At 75.1% G+C, this 18353-nt stretch carries 20 protein-coding genes; 11 read left to right on the forward strand and 9 right to left on the reverse strand.

From position 1 onward, the window contains the following. Positions 1-123 precede the first annotated feature (123 nt). Both ACZLKG_RS00885 and ACZLKG_RS00890 read right to left on the reverse strand, forming a co-directional pair. A complete protein-coding gene (locus ACZLKG_RS00885) occupies positions 124-975 on the reverse strand; it encodes an alpha/beta fold hydrolase (protein ID WP_425707296.1) in 852 nt (283 codons plus the stop codon). Continuing rightward, complete coding sequence (locus ACZLKG_RS00890) at positions 972-1748, reverse strand: DUF899 family protein (protein ID WP_425707297.1); 777 nt, start codon at positions 1746-1748, stop codon at positions 972-974. The genes ACZLKG_RS00885 and ACZLKG_RS00890 overlap by 4 nt, the downstream gene beginning before the upstream one ends. Positions 1749-1809: 61 nt before the next feature. Here ACZLKG_RS00890 and ACZLKG_RS00895 point away from each other — a divergent pair, with 61 nt between their 5' ends. After that, complete coding sequence (locus ACZLKG_RS00895) at positions 1810-2463, forward strand: winged helix-turn-helix transcriptional regulator (protein ID WP_425707298.1); 654 nt, start codon at positions 1810-1812, stop codon at positions 2461-2463. 156 nt (positions 2464-2619) lie between these two features. After that, entirely contained in the window at positions 2620-3684 is a 1065-nt protein-coding gene (locus tag ACZLKG_RS00900) for a hypothetical protein (RefSeq protein WP_425707299.1), read from the forward strand. A 45-nt stretch (positions 3685-3729) separates the two neighbouring features. Here ACZLKG_RS00900 and ACZLKG_RS00905 read toward each other — a convergent pair whose 3' ends face one another. Further along, the gene (locus ACZLKG_RS00905) at positions 3730-4593 is read right to left on the reverse strand and encodes a GNAT family N-acetyltransferase (protein WP_425707300.1); all 864 of its coding nucleotides are present in this window, start codon (positions 4591-4593) and stop codon (positions 3730-3732) included. A 501-nt stretch (positions 4594-5094) separates the two neighbouring features. Here ACZLKG_RS00905 and ACZLKG_RS00910 point away from each other — a divergent pair. Continuing rightward, positions 5095-5298, forward strand: coding sequence for a ribbon-helix-helix protein, CopG family (locus ACZLKG_RS00910; protein WP_463647594.1), 204 nt, complete (start codon positions 5095-5097; stop codon positions 5296-5298). Further along, positions 5295-5672: a type II toxin-antitoxin system death-on-curing family toxin gene (locus ACZLKG_RS00915; protein ID WP_463647595.1), complete on the forward strand. Its 378-nt coding sequence runs from the start codon at positions 5295-5297 to the stop codon at positions 5670-5672. The genes ACZLKG_RS00910 and ACZLKG_RS00915 overlap by 4 nt, the downstream gene beginning before the upstream one ends. 408 nt (positions 5673-6080) lie before the next feature. Here ACZLKG_RS00915 and ACZLKG_RS00920 read toward each other — a convergent pair whose 3' ends face one another. Beyond that, entirely contained in the window at positions 6081-7265 is a 1185-nt protein-coding gene (locus ACZLKG_RS00920; RefSeq protein ID WP_463647596.1) for a sigma-70 family RNA polymerase sigma factor, read from the reverse strand. Positions 7266-7275: 10 nt separating this feature from the next. Then, positions 7276-7869 (reverse strand): maleylpyruvate isomerase family mycothiol-dependent enzyme, encoded by a 594-nt coding sequence (locus tag ACZLKG_RS00925; RefSeq protein WP_425707304.1) that lies wholly within the window; start codon positions 7867-7869, stop codon positions 7276-7278. A gap of 190 nt (positions 7870-8059) precedes the next feature. Here ACZLKG_RS00925 and ACZLKG_RS00930 point away from each other — a divergent pair, with 190 nt between their 5' ends. Further along, positions 8060-9067: an MsnO8 family LLM class oxidoreductase gene (locus ACZLKG_RS00930; protein WP_425707305.1), complete on the forward strand. Its 1008-nt coding sequence runs from the start codon at positions 8060-8062 to the stop codon at positions 9065-9067. A gap of 97 nt (positions 9068-9164) precedes the next feature. Here the strand turns inward: ACZLKG_RS00930 and ACZLKG_RS00935 are convergent, their stop codons facing one another. Genes ACZLKG_RS00935 through ACZLKG_RS00945 form a run of 3 tightly spaced genes read right to left on the reverse strand, consistent with a single transcriptional unit; the run spans position 9165 to position 11982 of the window. After that, positions 9165-10121: an ABC transporter permease gene (locus tag ACZLKG_RS00935; protein ID WP_425707306.1), complete on the reverse strand. Its 957-nt coding sequence runs from the start codon at positions 10119-10121 to the stop codon at positions 9165-9167. Beyond that, the gene (locus ACZLKG_RS00940) at positions 10118-11098 is read right to left on the reverse strand and encodes an ABC transporter ATP-binding protein (RefSeq protein WP_425707307.1); all 981 of its coding nucleotides are present in this window, start codon (positions 11096-11098) and stop codon (positions 10118-10120) included. Before ACZLKG_RS00940 ends, ACZLKG_RS00935 begins: the two co-directional genes overlap by 4 nt. Next, positions 11095-11982 (reverse strand): alpha/beta hydrolase, encoded by an 888-nt coding sequence (locus ACZLKG_RS00945; protein WP_425707308.1) that lies wholly within the window; start codon positions 11980-11982, stop codon positions 11095-11097. The genes ACZLKG_RS00940 and ACZLKG_RS00945 overlap by 4 nt, the downstream gene beginning before the upstream one ends. Before the next feature lie 261 nt (positions 11983-12243). Between ACZLKG_RS00945 and ACZLKG_RS00950 the strand changes: the two genes are divergently transcribed. From ACZLKG_RS00950 to ACZLKG_RS00960, 3 genes are all read left to right on the forward strand, one after another. Then, positions 12244-13785, forward strand: coding sequence for a serine hydrolase (locus ACZLKG_RS00950; protein ID WP_463647598.1), 1542 nt, complete (start codon positions 12244-12246; stop codon positions 13783-13785). A gap of 66 nt (positions 13786-13851) precedes the next feature. Further along, positions 13852-14127, forward strand: coding sequence for a type II toxin-antitoxin system VapB family antitoxin (locus ACZLKG_RS00955; RefSeq protein WP_463647599.1), 276 nt, complete (start codon positions 13852-13854; stop codon positions 14125-14127). Further along, positions 14124-14510, forward strand: a complete 387-nt coding sequence (locus ACZLKG_RS00960; protein WP_463647600.1) for a type II toxin-antitoxin system VapC family toxin — start codon at positions 14124-14126, stop codon at positions 14508-14510. The genes ACZLKG_RS00955 and ACZLKG_RS00960 overlap by 4 nt, the downstream gene beginning before the upstream one ends. Positions 14511-14554: 44 nt before the next feature. Here the strand turns inward: ACZLKG_RS00960 and ACZLKG_RS00965 are convergent, their stop codons facing one another. Beyond that, positions 14555-15736 carry a serine hydrolase domain-containing protein gene (locus ACZLKG_RS00965; RefSeq protein WP_463647601.1) on the reverse strand — a complete coding sequence of 394 codons (1182 nt, stop codon included), beginning with the start codon at positions 15734-15736 and terminating at the stop codon, positions 14555-14557. A 756-nt stretch (positions 15737-16492) separates the two neighbouring features. On the opposite strand from ACZLKG_RS00965, the gene ACZLKG_RS00970 reads away from it, so the two are divergent. The 3 genes from ACZLKG_RS00970 to ACZLKG_RS00980 all read left to right on the forward strand — a co-directional run bounded on the left by ACZLKG_RS00970 (position 16493) and on the right by ACZLKG_RS00980 (position 18269). After that, positions 16493-17338: an FUSC family protein gene (locus ACZLKG_RS00970; RefSeq protein ID WP_463647602.1), complete on the forward strand. Its 846-nt coding sequence runs from the start codon at positions 16493-16495 to the stop codon at positions 17336-17338. A gap of 96 nt (positions 17339-17434) precedes the next feature. Next, entirely contained in the window at positions 17435-17779 is a 345-nt protein-coding gene (locus ACZLKG_RS00975; RefSeq protein ID WP_463648066.1) for an ArsR/SmtB family transcription factor, read from the forward strand. A 1-nt stretch (position 17780) separates the two neighbouring features. After that, entirely contained in the window at positions 17781-18269 is a 489-nt protein-coding gene (locus tag ACZLKG_RS00980; RefSeq protein WP_425707314.1) for an SRPBCC family protein, read from the forward strand. Positions 18270-18353: the final 84 nt, after the last annotated feature.

Below are 18353 nucleotides of genomic sequence, written 5' to 3' on the forward strand. Positions count from 1 at the left end.
GGCGCCCCTGGGGAGGGCCCGTGCGGCGCGTCCTCAGGCGCCGCCGCGTCCTCAGGCGCTGCCGCGTCCTCAGGCGCCGCCGCGTCCTCAGGCGCTGCCGCGTCCTCAGGCGCTGCCGCGTCCTCAGGCGCCGCCGGAGACGAACTCGTGGATCGCCGTCGCGAGTCGCGCGTCCTCGACGCCGTGCCACTCGCCGGGCAGGATCGCGGCCGTCACGGCGGGGACCTTCTCGTCGAGCTCCCGCACGCCGTCGAGCATGCCGGGGTCCGTGGCGTCCGAGGCGATGACCAGCGTGGGTGTCGTGACCGACGCGAACCGCTCCGCCGGGGTCCCCGGGAGGAACGTCAGCTCGTGCACGATCGTCCGGGTGTTCTCCAGGTCCTGCTCGCTCGGGGGCGGCATCTCGTCGAGGATCTCGGCCGGGACGCCGACGACCTCGACGTCGAACCAGCGCCGGGCCGCGGCCAGGTCCTCGTCGATGAGTCGTCGCGCGTGCTCCCGCGCGGCGAGCCCCGGGTCCTCGGGCATGAGCGGCGGCTCGAGCAGGGCGAGGCGGGCGACCGGGGCGCCGGCCTCGGCCGCCAGCAGGAGCAGGGTGGCGCCGGAGGAGAATCCGTAGGCGGTGACGGGCCGGCCCTCGGCGAGGCCGACGACCGCCGCGAGGTCCTCCAGCTCACGCTCGAACGTGTACGGCTCGGTGGTCCCGCTCTCGCCCGTGCCGCGGCGGTCGTACGTCCACACCGTGAAGTGCTCGGCGAGCGCGGCGGGAAGGCCGGGCTGCGGGGTGGCTGTCCGGGACGTGGCCACGCAGTGGACCATCACGAGGTCGGGCCCCGAGCCGGTGCGGCTCCAGGCGAGCTCGGTCCCGTCCGCCGAGGTGACGGTGCCGTGGTCGGTGGGTGCGGCGTCGGACGGGTGCGCGGTGGTCGGGCGGGTATCGCCGAGGCCGGTCTCGGTCGGGCCGGAGGTGGTCACGATGGCTCCTTCGTCAGGTCGTGCGGTGCGTGCGGTTCGCGGCGGGGCGGTTGGGTGCGGGCGGCGCGGTCCGTGGCAGGACCCGGCACGGGCGCGTCGGTGCGCAGCCACTGCGCGACGGGCCGGCCGTCGCGGCGCCACCACGTGCCGGCGGGGGTCTGGGGCCAGCCGTCCGGCGAGTCCTCCCACTTCTCCTGGCGACCGAGCAGCGTCCGGTCGAGCACGAGGTTGGCCATGTCGAGCAGCTCGGTGCCGCGCGCGATCGTCTGCCACGCGAGGTAGACGACCGCCCCGTCGCGGACGAACGTCCGCAGCTGCCCGCCGCCTGCCACGGCCGGGTCGTCCAGCGCGAGCTCGACCGAGTACCAGGGCATCGTCCACCCCATGAAGTCGCGGTACGCGGCGAGCTCTGGCCACGCGCCCTCGCTGAGGACCGCGAAGGTGACGTCGCGCTCGGCCAGGTAGGCGCGGGTCGCCTCGGAGACCTGGCTCATGGAGAAGGTGCAGCCCTCGCACTGCCGGTGGAGGGGCTCCCCGTGGTGCCACATGAACGAGTAGGTGACGAGCTGGCGGCGTCCCTCGAACGCCCGGGCGAGGGACCCCTCGCCCTCGGCACCGACGAGCCGGACCGGCCCGACCCGGGTGACGGGGAGCCGGCGCCGGGCCGCGGCGAGAGCGTCGCCGGCACGGGTGTGGGCCTTCTCGGCCACGAGGTGCTCGGCCTGGGCGCGTTCCCAGGCGGTGCGGTCGACAGCGCTGTCGGCGAGGTCCATGGCGATATGTTTAACAGAGCGAACACTATCGTGTCCATAGCGGACGTGGGACGATGGTGCCATGCCGATCAAGCGTTCCTACGCGGACCACGGGGATGCCTGCGCCACCGCCCACGCCACGGAGCTCCTCGGCGACCGGTGGACGTATCCGATCCTGCGGGAGCTCATGCTCGGACCGAAGCGGTTCGTCGAGCTCGCCGAGGGCCTGCACGGCGTCACCCCCGCGGTGCTGACCACGCGGCTGCGGACCATGCGGGAGGTGGGTCTCGTAGAGCGCGTCGAGCTCCCGGCGCCTGCACGCGCCACCGCCTACCGGGTGACCGACTGGGGCCGGGAGCTGCGTCCCGTCCTCGACGCTCTGGGCCGGTGGGCGATGAGGTCCCCGGTCCGGGACGACTCCGGCGGCCTCACGCCGGACGGGGCCGTGCAGTCGATGCTCACGATGGCGCCGGCTGCCGCCCCGACGCCGGGGGTGGAGATCGGGCTGCGCCTGCACGACGCCCGGAGCTCCACGGCCCGCCCCTACGACTACCGGCTCTCCTGGGGGCAGACGCTCGAGATCGTGCGTGAGCCCGTCCCGACCGCGCGCGCCCTGGTGGCCGGCGACTCCTCCACCTGGGTGGCCGTCCTCTACGACGGCGTCCCGCTCGAGAAGATGGACGTCTCCGGGAACCGGGCCGAGGTCCGGCGTCTGATCGACGCCTTCGCCGCCTGAGGGCACCGCGCGGGCGTTCCTGCGTGTCGGACGTGAGACGACCGGCGGATGCCCGGCACCGCAGCCCCGGTAGCCGGTAGCGTCCGCACGGCGCGGACGGGCGTCGACATCGTCCCCGCGAGCACCGGACCACACACGACGAGGGGACAAGACCGGATGGCACAGAACGTGATGTTCTCGGGAGGGATCCCGGCGGACGGGGCGGAGGGCGTGTTCACCCTCCTGGCCGACACGATCGGGGACCGCGCCCTGAGCTGGCCCGACGGCGAGACCACCCCGCAGCGGCGCGGCTGGATCGGTGCGGTCAACAACGAGGTGCTCGCCACCGCCCCGTGCTTCGAGGAGGTCGACGCCGACCTCGGGCAGCCCGGCGACCACGCGTACCAGGTCTTCCGGACGCTCCGGATCCGCCCGGGTGCGACCGTGGACCTGCGCGGGCACCTGCCCTACGCGCGCGACGCCATCGACTCCTACCGCACCTTCACGCGCCTCAAGGGCGAGGGACGGATCCCGGACGGCACGCGGTTCCAGGTGTCGGTCCCGGGCGCGCACGACGTCGTGTCGATCACCTTCCCCGACGTCGAGGAGTGGCCGGTCGTCGTCGCCGCCTGGCAGGAGGCGCTGCAGGAGGAGTACCGCCGCATCCTCGAGGTCGTCCCGGCCGAGGAGCTGTGCGTCCAGGTCGACTACTGCACCGAGATGATCCACATCGGCGGCACATGGGCGCAGCTGTTCGCCTGGGTGCCGGACGAGCCGGCCGAGAGCCTGTTCGAGACCTACACGTCTCAGGACTACATCCGGGGCCACCTGGCCGGGCTGCCCGACGACGTCCGGATCGGCATCCACGTCTGTTGCGGCACCTCGCCCAGCTTCCCGGTCCAGGACCTGGCGGACATCGGGCTCCCGGTGCGGCTGTCCAACGCCATCCAGCGCGCCTCGGGCGGCGTGATCGACTTCTTCCACCTGCCGGCGCTCGTCGACTCCGGCGATGCCTACTTCGCCCCGCTCGCGGATCTCGACGCCGGCGGGGCCACGATCTACCTCGGCCTCGAGTGCAACGACGGCATCGAGGCGATGGACCGGCGGATGGCCGCGGCGCGCACGTACCTGCCGGACTTCGGGGTGGCGCACTACTGCGGCTACTTCTGGAACCAGGCGATCATGCCCGAGCTGCTCGCGACCCTCGCCGAGGGTGCGGACCGGCAGGCCGCCACCCTCTGACGGGACGGCGGGGCCGCCCGGCCGGCACGGCCACGCTCCGCCGCCCTACCCCCGCACGAGGTCCGGCGCGGGCGGGTCGAGCGTGAGCCCGGCGGAGCGGTAGGCGCCGATCCCGGCCGCGTTGTGCCCTTCCGTCTTCACCAGGACGCTCGAGGCGCCCATCCCGCGGAGGTGCGCCGCGGCGGCGAGCGTGATCGCGCGCCCGTACCCACGGCCGCGGTGGTCCCGGTGCGCGCCGAGCGGCTCGATGAGCCCGGGCCGGCCGGGCCCCGCCGACCACACGCTCGCCGCGGCGACCGCGGTGCCGGCGTCGTCGCGGACCAGCAGGCAGGCGGCGTCGGCGTAGGGCGGGGACGCGGCGAGCGTGCGCCACTGGTCGATCGTGAACCGCGAGGAGTCGAACGCGGCGTGCTGGAGCCCGACGCGCTCCGTCGCGGTGGCCGCGTCGACCACCTCGACCCGGACCCCGGGGTCCTCGACCGGTTCCGTGAGGTCACGGCGCAGCGCAGCCCAGGTCTCGCCCGCGCGCCAGCCAGAGCCGAGCAGCGCGTCCGACAGGGCCGTCCCGGCCGGTACCTCGACGGCGGCCGCGCCGTCGGCGAGGAGGCCTCGGGCGGGGTCGGCGACGTCGTCGGCGACGGCCCGTGCCAGGGCCCCGTCCGACGCGAGAGCGGGGTCGATCCCCATCCGCACGAGCCCGGGACCGTCGAGGAAGCCGACGGCGACCAGCCGACCGTCGCGGTGCCACGTCCGCAGGGCGGTCGCGGCGGTCTCGGCGCCGAGGCGCCAGTGCCACGCGACGTCGCCGGGGTGCAGCTGGGTCGGCGCCCCGTCGAGCTGCCACGGTCGCAGGCTCCCGACGACGCCGGGCAGTTCTTCCACGGTCGGCGTGGACAGCGTGATCGTCATGTGGTGATCACAGTGCACGGCGAATGGGTGGGTCGACCGGAAATCGGCGGAGCCGCTGTCGTTGCCGGCGCGGGGCGTCGGCACGTTGATCGGTGATCGGTGATCGCAGCCGCGCCCCCGTGACAGCAGATGCCGTCGTCGCGCCATGGACGATCTGGCCGCGCTGGCGAGGTCCAGCGACGAGGCTGTCGCTCGAGCGCGGCGGGTACTCGTGGCAGGTGTCCGCCGGGCGGCCGCCCGGGGCATGTCGCAGCGCACTGTCGCGCGCGAGATCGGCCGGAGCCAGCCGGAGGTGTCGAGGCTGCTGCGGTTCCACTCCGGCAGCCCTCTCGGTCGCAGACTGCGTGCGGTCCGGGACGACGTGCGTCGGACGGTGGCGGCTGCCGGAGGAAGCAGTGTTCGCGTGTTCGGCTCGGTCGCCATGGGGTGATGACAGCGCAGGAGCCCGTGGCGGTCGATGGTTCGCCCTGGCGTGGTATCGCGGTTGATACCTTCGGAGCCATGGCCATGGCCTTGCGCCTCACCGATGCAGAGACCGACGCACTGCGCCGTCGTGCCGAGCTCGAGTCGCGTTCGATGCAGGACGTTGCACGGCAGGCCGTCCGTGAGTACGTGGACAACCACAGTCGGGCGGAGCTGCTGGACCGGGTGCTGGACCACGAGCTGCCGAGGTACCGGGAGGCGCTGGATCGGCTCGGTCGGTGATCTATCTGAGTCCGGCTGATCTCCTGCACGTCGCCGAGAGGGCGATCGGCGCGGTGCCGGTGGTCCGCGACCACGGGCTCCTGGCTTCCGCGTCAGCCGGGCCGCAGGCGACGGCCTTCGGAGCCGACGCCTATCAGGAGCTCGAGGACAAGGTTGCCGCGCTCCTGCACTCACTGGCCTGCAACCATGCGCTGGTCGATGGCAACGAGCGCCTCGCGCTGGGTGCGACGATCGCCTTCCTCGGGGTCAACGGGCGGCGACTCACCCTCACCAACGATGAGGCGTACCACCAGGTGATGACGGTCGCCGAGGGTGCGCAGGAGGACATCGCGGGACTCGCGGCACGGATCCGGTCCGGTTCCCGTCCGTGGTGATCGACGGCTCCGCCTGATCCACTGCCCATGCGTGTGCGCGGGATCGAAACGGCGCCGAGGGCGCGGTATGTCGCCGAGGGCGCGGGTTCTCGCCGAGTGGGAGGCCGCTGGGCGTCCGTTCGGTACGCTGACCGCGTCCTCGGCGCGCTGACCGTGCCCTCGGCGCGCTGACCGTGCCCTCGGCGCGCTGACCGTGCCCTCGGCGCGCTGACCGTGCCCTCGGCGCGCTGACCGTGCCCTCGGCGCGCTGACCGTGCCCTCGGCGCGCTGACCGCGTCCTCGGCGCGCTGACCGCGTCCTCGGCGCGCTGACCGTGCCCTCGGCGTCGGCCGGCCGACGCAGGAGCACCCGCAGGTGTCTGTCGCTGCCGTCGACGTCACGTCGGCAGCCCACCGACGCCGGCCGACCTCAGGACCGAGGCCCGAGCCGCTCCGGCAGGCCCAGCTCGGCGAACCGGTCCGCGGCGTCCAGCCAGGTGGTGGCGCGCCGGACCCGGCCCGCGTCCGTCTCCAGACCGAGGACGGCGAACGGCACCCAGCCGGCGCCCACGGGCCGGTACTGGCCGAACATCGTCGTGCCGTTCGCCGCGAACGGCACGAGCCGGTGCCCCTGACATCCTCCCGGCGTCGCGAACGCCTCGAGCACGTGCGCGCGCCCGTCGAGCCACCAGGAGAACGGGGGCATCGACGTACGCACGTCCTCGTGGAGGACCGCGCGCATGAGGTCGACGTCGTGCGCCTCGAACGCCGCCTGGTAGCGGGCGAGCAGCGCCTCGTCGACGGGAGCGGCGTCCGCTCCGACTCCCGACGGGAGACGTGCTGCGGCTCCCGGTGCGGCGCCCGCCCCAGTTCCCGGTGCGGCGCCCGCCCCGGCGCCCGCCCCAGTTCCCGGTGCGGCGCCCGCCCCGGCGCCCGGGCCGGCGTCGGCGCCCGCCTCGGCCCCGGCGCCCGGGCCGGCGTCGGCGCCCGCCTCGGCCCCGGCGCCCGGGCCGGCGTCGGCGCCCGCCCCGGCGTCGGCGCCCGCCCCGGCGTCGGCCCGGAGCGCCTGCCGTGCCCGCCGGAGCGTGGAGTGCGTGGCGCTCGCCGAGAGCCCGAGCGCCTCCCCGGTCTCCGCCGCGCTCATCCGGTACACGTCCCGCAGCAGGAGGACGGCACGCTGCTGGGCGGAGAGTCGCTGCAGGGCGAGCACGAACGCCACCCGGAGGCTTTCCCGGCCCACGGCGCGCTCGGCGGGGTCCACGCTGCGCGAGTCGGCGATCGGGGTCACCCAGCGCTCGGGCTCCGGCTCGGCGAGCGGCGTCTCCGGCGAGCTCGGCCCGGTGAGGTCCATCGGCAGCGCGCGCCGCTGGACGCGGCGGTGCAGGTCGATGCACACGCGCGACGCCGCGGCATAGGCCCAGCTGCGCAGCGAGCCCCGGGCCGGGTCGAAGCTGCCGGCGGACCGCCACAGCCGGACGAGGGTCTCCTGGACCGCGTCCTCCGCCTCGTGCGCGTCGCCCAGCATCCGGTAGCAGAGCCCCGTCAGCCCCTGGCGCAGTCCGTCCAGCTCCTCCGCGCTCACCGCGGGTGCGGGGTGCGCCTCGCTCGTCACCACGCCCATGACGCTACGGCGCGACCGCTCCGGGCAGTGGCCGCCTGGCCGTGAGCATGGCCAGGAGCTCGGTGGCCGGCGCCTCGACGATGCGGTCGCCCCCGCCGACGCTCACGTTTGCGTCCGTCGCGACGAGCCGGTAGTTCTTGAGCCCGACGCCGAAGAACCCCCAGTTCTCCGGCCCGCCGCCGGAGATCGCGCGGGCGACGGTCCCGGCCGGTGGGCCCGGCAGCCCGAGCGGCACGGTGATGTCGAGGCCGTGGATGACGTCGTGTGCGAGAGCGCCCTCGAAGCCGTCGCCGTCGGGGGACCACCGACTCTCGATGCCGGACCGGTAGAGGTCGAGCAGCTCGGCGTCGGTGCGGGCGGCCGCGTCCTCGCGGGCCCAGCGGTCGAGCATGGCGTTCATGTCCTCGATCGAGCTGATCTCGGCCGAGCCGTACTCCTCGTCGGCGTGGGTGAGGTGCGCGGTCATGTGGGCCACCACCTCCCGGACCGTCCAGTGCTCGCACAGGCTGCTCGCCCGCCACTGCTGCGCCGTCAGCTCGGCGAGGAGGTCGGCCAGCCGGGTGCGCTCGGTGACCAGGATGTCGAAGGTCGGTGTCATGGGAGCTCTCCTGTCGATGCGGGACGGCGGTCGCCGGCCCCACCGGTGGATACGCAGCGGCGTCCCGAGATTCGTCGCGGCCGCTCCGGGACCCGTCGCCGTCGTCGCTGCCGGCCCGACGGTCCGGCGGCCGGTCGCGCCGCCGCCGGTGCCCGTCGCGACCCCGGCCCGGGCTACTGTCAGGAGCACCATGGCCACGCCGACCGCCGATGCCCCCACCCGGCTTCAGGTCCCGATCTCGCTGCTCGACCGCTCCCGCACCCGGGAGGGCGAGCCGGCAGGCGCCGCCCTCGCCAGCACGGTCGAGCGCGCCGTCCGCGCGGAACGGCTCGGCCTGGGCCGCGTCTGGGTCGCCGAGCACCACGCGGTGCCGGGCATCGCGAGCGGCGCGCCGCCCCTGCTCATGGCCGCGATCGCCGCCCGCACCGAGCGCATCCGCGTCGCCTCCGCGGGCGTCATGCTGCCCAACCACGCGCCGCTCGTCGTCGCCGAGCAGGCCCGGATGCTCGAGGCCCTGCACCCGGGCCGGATCGACCTCGGTGTGGGCCGCTCGCTCGGCTTCACCGCGCCGGTGCGCGAGGCCCTCGGCGTCACGCGGTACCCGCCGGCCGAGTTCTCCGCCGACATCGAAGCCCTCGCCGCGTTCTTCGCCGACGACGGCCCGGTCACCGCGATGCCCCGCGGAGTCGCCCCGCCGCCCGTCTACGTGCTCGCCGGCCGGTCGGGCCTCGCGGTGGCGGCCGAGCGCGGGCTGCCCGTCGTCGTCGGGGGCCCGATCCTGTGGGGCGACCTCGCTGCCCTGGACGGCTACCGTCGCGACTTCCGCCCCTCGCCCGCGAACCCCGAGCCGCGGCTCCTCGTCAGCGTCGACGTGCTGATCGCCGAGACCGCCGACCGCGCCCGGGCGCTCGCGCTGCACGAGGCGTGGGCGATGGTCGAGTCCACCGCCCTTGGCGCGTTCCCACCCCTGCGGACGGCGCCGCACGCGCGGTTGACCGACAAGCAGGAGGCCGCCGTCCAGCAGCACCTCGACCTGGGGATCTCCGGGACCCGGGACGAGGTCGCCGCCCGGCTGGCGGACCTCGTGGCGCGCACGGGGGCGAGCGAGGTCGTGGCGTTCTCGTCCACCGCCGACCGCACGGCGCTCGCCGCCTCGGACGCTGCGCTCGCCGAGCTGTCCGGTCCGGCCGGCGGGTAGCGGCCCGGCGAACCCGGTGCGGGCACGCACCGGGGCGCGGCCCCGAACCCGGTGCGGGTCCGCGCTCCGATGCGTGCCCGCACTCCGGGACACCGCCCTACCGGCCCAGGCGGCGCAGCAGGACCAGGGCGAGCGGGACGCAGACGGCGATGATCGCCAGCGGCCACGCCACCGCCATGAGCTGGCCGTTCTCGGCCACCCACGACGACGCCGGCCCACCGCCCGCGCCGAACAGCTCGCGCGCGGCCACCACCGTGGACGACAGCGGGTTCCACGCCGCGACCCCCGCCAGCCAGCCCGGCATGAGGGTGGTCGGCACGATCGTCTCGGCCACCATCGCCAACGGGAACACGAGCGCAAAGTACTTCATCGCCGCCTCCGGCCCGCTGACGAGCAGCCCGAGCACGACCCCGATCCACGAGAACGCGAGCCGCAGCAGCAGGAGCAGGCCGAGCGCGCCGACCGCGGCCGCCGGCCCCGCGTGCCACTGCCAGCCGAGCAGGGCACCCATCCCGAGCAGGATCGTCAGCTCGACGACGGCGGTCGCCAGGTCCGCGAGCGCCCGCCCGGCGAGGATCGCGGTGGGCGACGTCGGCATCGACCGCATCCGGTCCACGACGCTGTCCCGCACGTCGGCGGCGACCGACACGGTGGTGGCCCCGATGCCGAAGGCCATCGTGAGGACGAGGACCCCGGGCAGGAGGAACTCCCGGTAATCCCCGCCCGGGGCGGACATCGCCGCGCCGAACGCGTCGCCGAGGACGAGCCCGAACATCGCCATCGCCATGACGGGCAGGAGCAGCGTGCTGAGCAGCTCGTCGGGGCGGCGGTGGAGCCGGCGCAGGTGACGGCCGGCGATCACCCACGTGTCCGAGGCCGCCTTTCCGAGCCGCACGAGCGCCGGCGACGCGGCACCGCCGAGGCCGCGGCGGGTCGGCGGGGCCGACGCGCTGACGGCGTCGGCGGTGAGCTGCCGCGCCGGCGCGGGGCCCCGGCGGGTGAGGGACGCCGTCGGGGACGGGAGGGCGGGCGAGGAGACGAGGTGCGCGGTCATGGGCGCGGTCCCTCCGTGGCGTCGGGCGCGGTCAGCTGGAGGAAGACGTCGTCGAGGTCGGGCCTGCGCAGCGCGAGGTCCTCCGCGGGCACGCCGACGTCGGCGAGAGCGCGTGCGGCGCGGGCCAGGGCGTCGGTCGTCCCCGTCAGGGGGACCGTGACCCGGCGGCTGCCGGGGTCGACGTCCGGCACGGCGCCGAGCGCCGCGGCGAGCGCGGCCACGACCGGCGCCAGGGGCGCCCCCGGCGGGACCATGACCTCGAGCCGGCTGCCGCCGGTCGACGCCTTGAGCTCCTCGGGCGAGCCCTCGACCGCGATCCGCCCCCCGCGCACGAGCGAGATCCGGTGGCAGAGGCGGTCGGCCTCCTCCAGGTACTGGGTGGTGAGCAGCACCGTGGTCCCGCCGGCGGCGAGCTCGCGCACGGCGTCCCAGACCTCGCTGCGGCTGCGTGGGTCGAGGCCGGTGGTCGGCTCGTCGAGGAACAGGACGAGCGGGCTGCGGATGAGGCTGACCGCGAGGTCGAGCCGCCGTCGCATGCCTCCCGAGTAGTGCCCGACGGGCCGGTCCGCGGCGCCCGCGAGGTCGAACCGGTCGAGCAGCTCGTCCGCGCGGGCGCGTGCCGCGCGGGGCCGCAGCCGGTGCAGGCGGGCGAACATCCGCAGGTTCTCGCGGCCGGTGAGGACCTGGTCGAGGGCGGCGTGCTGGCCGGCGACCCCGATGCGCTCCCGGACGGCCGCCGGGTCGCGCGCGACGTCGTGCCCCGCCACCCGGACCTGCCCCGAGTCGAAGCGCTGGAGCGTGGCGAGGATGCGCACCGTGGTGGTCTTGCCCGCGCCGTTCGGGCCGAGCAGCCCGTGCACGGTGCCCGGGGCGACGGCGAGGTCGAGCCCGTCGAGGACGGGCGGCCGACCCGGGTAGGACGTGCGCAGACCGACGGCGAGGACGGCGGGCGTCTCGGTGCCCCCGGCCGCGCTCATGCGGCCCTCACGAGGGTGAACGCCTCGGCGGAGGGGGTCGGGACGACGGCCCTCCCCATGTGGGCGGTGGAACCCGCCGGCGGCGCGGCGGGTGCCCCGACGACGGGCAGCGCGGCGGCCGGGACCCGGCCGTGGCCGCCGCTGTGCACGGTCACCTCGGCGAACCTGCCCAGGGCGATGCGCGCGGTGTTGAGCAGCGACTCGCTGCCCTCGTCGTAGTAGGCGAGGTGGCCGGTGATGTCGCCCGTGCCGATGCGCACGGCCCCGAACGCGGGGTGCAGCGGCGAGCGCCCCAGCCCGAGCGGGCCGAGCCGGACGCGCGGGAAGTGGCGGATCCAGTCCGTCGGCGCCTGCGCGGCCCAGATGCGAGCGCCCCGGGCGGCGTCCGCTCGGCGCAGCACACCCATGCCGGGGCTGCCGAGCGCCACGACGTCGTCGATCCTGGCGTCGGCCAGGGCGAGCCCGGTGACCGTGGTGCCGTAGGAGTGGCCGACCACGGTGAGGTGCGCCGAGCGCGGCAGGTAGTGGGTGAACCGGGCGAGGTCCCTCGCACCGTCTCGGGCGTACCGGATCGAGAAGGAGGCGCGCAGGTCCGGCGCGGTGCGGTAGCCGACCCACGCGACCACCGCGGTGCGGGCCGCGGGGTCGATGCCGGCCATGGTCGCGAGCATGAGCCGGGCCCGCGAGCGCAGGGCGAGCGGGCCCCGGGCGCGGAAGTAGTTGCCCTGGTGGTGGCCGTTGCCCGGGACCATCACCACGACGTGGTCGGCGGTGGCGAGGTCGCCGAACACCTCGACGACCCGCGGGCCGCCCGGAGGGTCGATCGCGAGGAGCTGGTGGCCGTCGACCGTGCGAGGTCCGTAGTGGAGCGGTGTCGTCGTCATGCCGGGAACGCTAGGAACGCGCTTCGGGGCTCCGCGTCACCCGCTGGAGCCATTCGTCCCCCCTACCGGGGTAGTGCCTGCCGCCCCCCGCACGCGACCCCCGGTAGGCCCCCGGAGGGCCCCGGGGCGATTCCCGGCGCACACGTGGACGTGCGCCGCGAGACCGCGGTCCGCCGCAGCACGACCGCGAGCACACCGACGGCCCCGTGCCCGGTGCGCCCCCGGGGTTCCGCGCGGCCGACCCTGACAGACTGAGCGGCGATGACCTCCGTGAGCCGCACCCGCCGGACCAGCCGCCCGCTCTCCGCCCGCCGCACCGCGCCCACCGCCGTGGCGGCGCTCGCCCTCGTCCTGGCCGGGTGCTCCGGCGCCGGGGACGACGAGACCGGCGGCGAGCAGACCGACTCCTCCTCTCAGAACGGCTCCGCCACGGACGGGCCCGAGTCCTCGTCCGGCGAGACCCCGTCCGGCGGCGAGACGGCCACGGACGGCGAGGCCCCCTCCGACGGCACCGCCGAGGCGGTCGATCCCGCGGACCACCTCACCGACCCCGAGCTCCTCGAGCAGGTCGAGTGGGCGCTCGCCAACCTCGAGGAGGACGCCGAGGGGCCGGAGGCCGCCGACGTCGAGGAGCGCTTCTCCGACGAGATGCTCGCCCAGATCCCCGCCGAGCAGTTCACCCAGGTCTTCGCCGAGCTGCGCTCCGGCGCCCCCTACACCGTCACCGCCGTCGCCGAGTCGCGCGAAGCCATGCCCACCGCCGAGCTGCGCCTGGACTCCGACGCGCAGCCGCTGATCATGACGGCGGTCATGGGCGACGACGGACGGCTCGGCGGGCTGTCCTTCGTGCCCGACACCGCCGGCGAGGCTCCCGATCTCGGTGCCTGGGAGGACCTCGACGAGAGCCTGACGGAGGTCGGCGGCGAGAGCCAGGTCGTGGTGGGCAGCGTCTCCGGCGGGGAGTGCACGATCGAGTACACGACCGAGGGCGTCGAGGACGGCGGAGTCCCGGCGCCCAGCGGGTCGGTGTTCAAGCTCGTCGTGCTCGCCGCGCTGGTCGACGCCGTCGAGGCCGGCGAGATCGCCTGGGAGGACGAGCTGACGATCACCGACGAGCTGCGCTCCCTGCCGTCCGGCATCCTCCAGGAGCGCGAGGCCGGGTCCACGGTCACCGTGACCGAGGCGGCCGAGCTGATGATCTCGATCAGCGACAACACGGCCACCGACCTCCTGCTCGACGCCGTCGGGCAGGACCGGGTCGCCGGCGCCGCCGAGGCCGCGGGCCTCGACACCGACCGCCTCCTGCCGCTGGCGAGCACGCGCGACTTCTTCCAGCTCGGCTGGCAGGTCGACGACTCCGTGCGCGCGGAGTTCGAGGCAGCCACGTCCCCCGAGGAGCGTCAGGTCGTCCTAGACGCCCTGCCGGCCGAGCTCGACATCGACCCCGCGGCCGTCACCGAGCCGCGCTGGCAGGAGGGGGTGGGCTGGAATCTCACCGGGGCAGAGATCTGTTCGGTGCACGCGCTGCTCCAGGAGCAGGCCGGGTCCGAGGCCGGCGGGCCGGTCCGCGACATCCTCTCCGAGAACCCCGGCGTGGGCGTGCCCGACGCCGCCACGTACCAGGGGTTCAAGGGGGGCTCGGCCCCGGGTGTGCTCGCCTTCTCCTTCTACCTCGAGGCGGACGGCGACGACGAGGGGGCCGGCCGGGTGCTCGTCGTCCAGACGCGCAGCGACCAGGCGATCGACCAGATGCGGGCCACGACGATCGTCGGCGCCGGCGTCGGGCTCCTCGCCGAGCAGTAGGGGCCGGCGGCCGGGCCCACGGCGCCAGGGTAGACGGGTAGATGGCGGGAGAGGTAGATTCTACCCATGGGGCTCAACATCAAGAACGAGCGGGTGCACGCGCTCGCACGCGAGGCGGCGCGCGTGACGGGCAAGACGCAGACGAGCGCGATCGAGGAGGCGCTCGAACGCCTGTTGACCGCGCACGGCGAGGACCCGGCCCGCGCTCGCGCGCAGGAGCGCATGCGTCGGGTCCGGTCGATCGTCGCCGAGTACGCCGAGCTCCCGGTGGCGCCGGCTCGGGAGGGACGCGTGACCGAGGTCGACGACCTGTACGACGAGGTCACGGGACCGCCGCGGTGATCGTCGACTCGTCGGCGCTCATCGCCGTCCTCCGCGGCGAGCCGGGCTGGGAGCAGGTCGCCCAGGTGGCTGTCGACGGCAGCTGCCGGATGTCGACAGCCACCTGGCTCGAGGCGTCCGTCGTGGCGGACCAGCGTGCTCCGGGGGGCGGGGAGCGACTCGACGACCTCGTCGACGCCCTCGGGATCGAGCTCGTCCCGCTCAGCGTGCGGGACGCCCAGGTGGCCCGGCTCGCCTACCGGCGGTTCGGACGAGGGTCGGGATCGCAGGCGATGCTCAACCTGGGTGACTGCTTCTCGTACGCGCTCGCGGCGACCTCCGGGGAGCCCTTGCTGTACGTCGGTGACGACTTCTCCGCGACGGACATCGCCTCCGCGATGTGACCGCGCCCGGGTCGGCGGGCCCGCGGATGACGTCGGGCGCGCGCTCAGCCCCAGGGCTCGGCGAGCACCGCGTCCCAGAAGTCGGCCATGTACGCGGGTCGGTCGGACGAGCCCATGCCCCGCCAGGTGAGCAGCACGGCGGTGACGTCCCGCTCCGGGTAGACCCACAGGCTCGTGCCGGTCCCGCCGTCCCAGCCGAACCCGCCCTGGTCGTCGATGCCGACGCCGAGGCCCCAGGCCCAGCCGGTCTCGAGGAACCCCTCGGCCCAGGGCCGCGTGGCGTCGGTCAGGGAGTCGGTCCGCATCGCGCGCACCGAGTCGGCGCCGAGCAGGCGCGCTCCCGCATCCGCACCGTCCTGCTTCTCGGGCGGCGCCAGGCCCTCGTCGAGGAGCATCTGGCCGAGCCGCAGGAGGTCCGCCGCAGTGGAGACCAGACCGGCGGCGCCCGAGCAGAAGACGGGCCGCCGGGTCAACGCCGGGGCCGCGGCGGGCGCGAGCTCGGAGGAGGTGCCGTCCTCGCCGACCCACGCGAACGCCGGCACGCGGTGCAGCGCCGCGGCCGGCACCGTGTACCCCGTCTCCGTCATGCCCAGGGGAGCGAGCAGCCGGTCGCGCAGGATGTCGTCGAACCCCCGGCCGGTGGCTGCCTCGACGATCACCGTCAGCGCGTCGAACGACGACTGGTACAGCCACCCCTGCCCGGGCTGGTGCGCCATCGGCAGCCCGGCGACCTGCTCGGACCACTCCTCGGGTGCGATCGCCGGACCGGTCCAGCCCGAGAGGATCCCGCCGTCCTGCGACGCAGCGGTCAGCGGCTCGTCCGCGGCGGCGTCGAGGTCGTAGCCGAGACCGAGCCCCATGAGCAGCAGGTCCCGCACCGTGAGCTCGCGCGCGGCCGGGACCGTGTCGTCGAGCCCCCCGTGGCGCTCGCGCAGCACGGCGCGGTCGCGCCACGCCGGCACCCACCGGGACAGCGGGTCCTCGAGGGAGAGGACCTCGTCCTCGGTCAGGGCGAGCACCAGCGCGGACGTCGCGGGCTTGGTCAGCGACGCCACGCGCACCAGGGCGTCCTCGGCGAGACCGCCGGCGGCCGCCACGGTCACGCGTCGGCCGTGCCGCGGCCCGGAGGCGATGCCCCACACGGCGCCGGGCGCGGGACCTTCCTCAGCGTGGGCGCGCATGACCTGCGCGACCGCGGCCGCCCGGACGTCGTGCCTCGTCGCCATGCCCGCGACACTAGCGGCGGCGGGCCCGACGCGTGGACCTACCATCGGGGGCGTGAGGGCCCCGTCGTCCGTCGATCTGCGCAGCCTGGTGACGATTGCGCCGAGCCCGCCGAGGCTCGCCGTCGCCCTGCGGGCGCCCGTGGCGATCGGTCTGCCGCTGGTGGTGGCGACCGCGTTCGACCAGACATCGGTGGGTTTCCTCGCGAGCCTCGGCGCGACCGGTGGCACCGACCCGTGGCTCATCCTCTCGGCGGCTGCGGTAGGAGCCGTGAGTGCCGTCGTCGTCGGCACCTCCGACATCTGGCTGCGCCGGCACGGCATCGAGGAGGCGGCCGTCGCCCACGCCGAGCGCACCGTCGCGCGCTTCGAGCAGGCCGCCCGGTCCGGTGACCCGGGGGACCTGGACCGGCTGCGTCCCGAGGCGTCGACCGCGCTGCACGCCGCCTGGACCGCCGTCACCGACGGCGGGTCCGCCGCAGGCTTCGAGTCGCGCCTCCAGCTGGTCCACGAGCGCTACGCCGCGACGTCGGCCCACGTGTCCGGGCGGCTGACCGGCGTCGACCCGCGACCGTGGGAGAACGCGGTGGACCGCGCCGACGAGCCCGCCCGGGACACCACGGAGCTCGCCGGCGCCGACCTCGGGCGGTCGGACGCCGAGCAGCGGCACATCGAGCGCACCCAGGTCCGCTACTCCTCGCTCGGTCGGCCGGGCGCCGGAACCTCCTGCGGCAGGCCGCCTGGTGGCCCTCGGAGAGCATGCTCGTGGCCCTGCGCGTGCTGCTCGCCACCGGCGTCGCAGGCACGATCGCCACCCTCATCGGCAACGACCACGTCTACTGGGCGGTGGTGTTCGCCGCCCTCGTCGTGCAGACGGGCGGCACGCGCTACGCCCAGGCCACCAAGGCGCTGCAGCGGGTGCTGGGCACCGCGCTCGGGCTCGGGGTCTTCGCCGTCGTGCTCGCTGCCGACCCGCGGTCGTGGTGGCTCGTGGCCACGGTCATCCTCCTGCAGGGCACGGTCGAGCTGCTCGTGACCCGGAACTACATGCTCGCGGTCGCCGTCATCACGCCGCTGGCGATGACCATCTCGGTGACGGTGACCGGCATGAGCACGGAGACGGTGGTCGGGGACCGCGCCCTTGACACGGTCATCGGCGTCGGCACGGCGGTTCTCGTGCTCGTCCTCAGCGGCCTGGGCGGGAAGGAGGTCGTCCTGCGCGCGCACGCCTGCCGCGTGGCGATCGCCCTCGACGCCGTGCTCGCCGACCTCGTCGCGGGCGAGGACGACACGCCCGACGTCGTCCGGCGCAGGCAGCACCTCTACGTCGAGCTCCTCGAGTCGGACACCGTCGCGCGGCGGGCGCTCGCCGACGCTCCGCGTCAGGTCGCGCCCTTCCGGGACATGGAGCGCGTCCTGTCCGACTTGGGCTACCTCGTCCTCGGTGCCGCGTGGCACCAGCACCTGTGGGGGCGCCGGGAGCGGTTCGTCCGCGCGCGCGAGCGCCTGGCGCTCACGCTCGGCCGACGGGTGACCGAGCGGCGGCCCGCGGCGGAGCTCACCGCGGAGCTGCGCGCCGTCGAGGCTGCCCTGACCGGCGCGTGAGCGGGCGCGCGGCCGGAGCGCGACCGGCGTACATCCGGCGAGGCGGAGCCGACCCCTTTGCAATATACAACCGAATGGTTGTACGTTGGTGGCGTGATCGAGGCGGGGGACGAGGACCGGGCGGACGCCCTGTTCCACGCCCTCGCCGACCGGACCCGGCGAGACATCCTGCGCCGGGTCCTGGCCGGGGAGCACTCGGTCTCGGTGCTCGCGGCGAGCTACGACATGAGCTTCGCCGCGGTGCAGAAGCACGTCCGCGTCCTCGAGACGGCCGGCCTGCTCACCAAGCGGCGCAGCGGTCGCGAGCAGCTGGCCTCGGGGGACGTCTCGGCGGTCCGTTCGGTGGCCTCCCTGCTCGGCGAGCTGGAGGGCGTCTGGAGGGGCCGCGTCGAACGGATCGACGCGCTGCTCGCGCGCGAGCTGACACCCGAGGAGGACTGACATGCCCGTCATCGACTTCACCACCGACGTTCCCGGCAGGACCATCACCATCACGGCGCGGTTCGACGCGCCCGTCGAGCGGATCTGGGCGCTGTACACGGATCCGCGCCAGCTCGAGCAGGTCTGGGGCCCGCCCGGCTACCCGGCCACGTTCGTCGAGCACGACGTCCGGGTGGGCGGACGCAGCAGCTACTACATGACCGGGCCCGACGGCGAGCGCTACGGCGGCTGGTGGCAGATCACCGCCGTGGACGAGCCGCACACCCTGGAGTTCGACGACGGGTTCGCCGACGCCGACCTCAACCCGACGACGACCATGCCCGTCTCGCACAACGTGTACCGGTTCGGGCCCGACGGCGAGGGGACGACACTCGTCGCGACCTCGACCTTCGAGTCGGAGGAGGGGATCCGCACGGTCGTCGAGATGGGGGTCGAGGAGGGCACGCGGGACGCGATGAACCAGATCGACGGGTTCCTCGCGGCCCACTGATCGACGCACGGCGACCGGGGCGGGGGCCGGCGCGGAGCGCCTCCGCCCGGTCCACCGCGACGCGCCGGGGCGATCTGTGCGCGC

Source organism: Georgenia sp. Z2081, from assembly GCF_055326445.1.

Excerpts from the sequence above, each read along its gene's own strand:
- ACZLKG_RS00890 (WP_425707297.1), bottom strand. The coding sequence starts at position 1,748 with ATGGACCTCGCCGACAGCGCTGTCGACCGCACCGCCTGGGAACGCGCC.
- ACZLKG_RS00895 (WP_425707298.1), top strand. The coding sequence starts at position 1,810 with ATGCCGATCAAGCGTTCCTACGCGGACCACGGGGATGCCTGCGCCACC.
- ACZLKG_RS00900 (WP_425707299.1), top strand. The coding sequence starts at position 2,620 with ATGGCACAGAACGTGATGTTCTCGGGAGGGATCCCGGCGGACGGGGCG.
- ACZLKG_RS00905 (WP_425707300.1), bottom strand. The coding sequence starts at position 4,593 with ATGACGATCACGCTGTCCACGCCGACCGTGGAAGAACTGCCCGGCGTC.
- ACZLKG_RS00910 (WP_463647594.1), top strand. The coding sequence starts at position 5,095 with ATGGCCATGGCCTTGCGCCTCACCGATGCAGAGACCGACGCACTGCGC.
- ACZLKG_RS00925 (WP_425707304.1), bottom strand. The coding sequence starts at position 7,869 with ATGACACCGACCTTCGACATCCTGGTCACCGAGCGCACCCGGCTGGCC.
- ACZLKG_RS00930 (WP_425707305.1), top strand. The coding sequence starts at position 8,060 with ATGGCCACGCCGACCGCCGATGCCCCCACCCGGCTTCAGGTCCCGATC.
- ACZLKG_RS00935 (WP_425707306.1), bottom strand. The coding sequence starts at position 10,121 with ATGACCGCGCACCTCGTCTCCTCGCCCGCCCTCCCGTCCCCGACGGCG.
- ACZLKG_RS00940 (WP_425707307.1), bottom strand. The coding sequence starts at position 11,098 with ATGAGCGCGGCCGGGGGCACCGAGACGCCCGCCGTCCTCGCCGTCGGT.
- ACZLKG_RS00945 (WP_425707308.1), bottom strand. The coding sequence starts at position 11,982 with ATGACGACGACACCGCTCCACTACGGACCTCGCACGGTCGACGGCCAC.
- ACZLKG_RS00950 (WP_463647598.1), top strand. The coding sequence starts at position 12,244 with ATGACCTCCGTGAGCCGCACCCGCCGGACCAGCCGCCCGCTCTCCGCC.
- ACZLKG_RS00955 (WP_463647599.1), top strand. The coding sequence starts at position 13,852 with ATGGGGCTCAACATCAAGAACGAGCGGGTGCACGCGCTCGCACGCGAG.
- ACZLKG_RS00965 (WP_463647601.1), bottom strand. The coding sequence starts at position 15,736 with ATGGCGACGAGGCACGACGTCCGGGCGGCCGCGGTCGCGCAGGTCATG.
- ACZLKG_RS00970 (WP_463647602.1), top strand. The coding sequence starts at position 16,493 with ATGCTCGTGGCCCTGCGCGTGCTGCTCGCCACCGGCGTCGCAGGCACG.
- ACZLKG_RS00980 (WP_425707314.1), top strand. The coding sequence starts at position 17,781 with ATGCCCGTCATCGACTTCACCACCGACGTTCCCGGCAGGACCATCACC.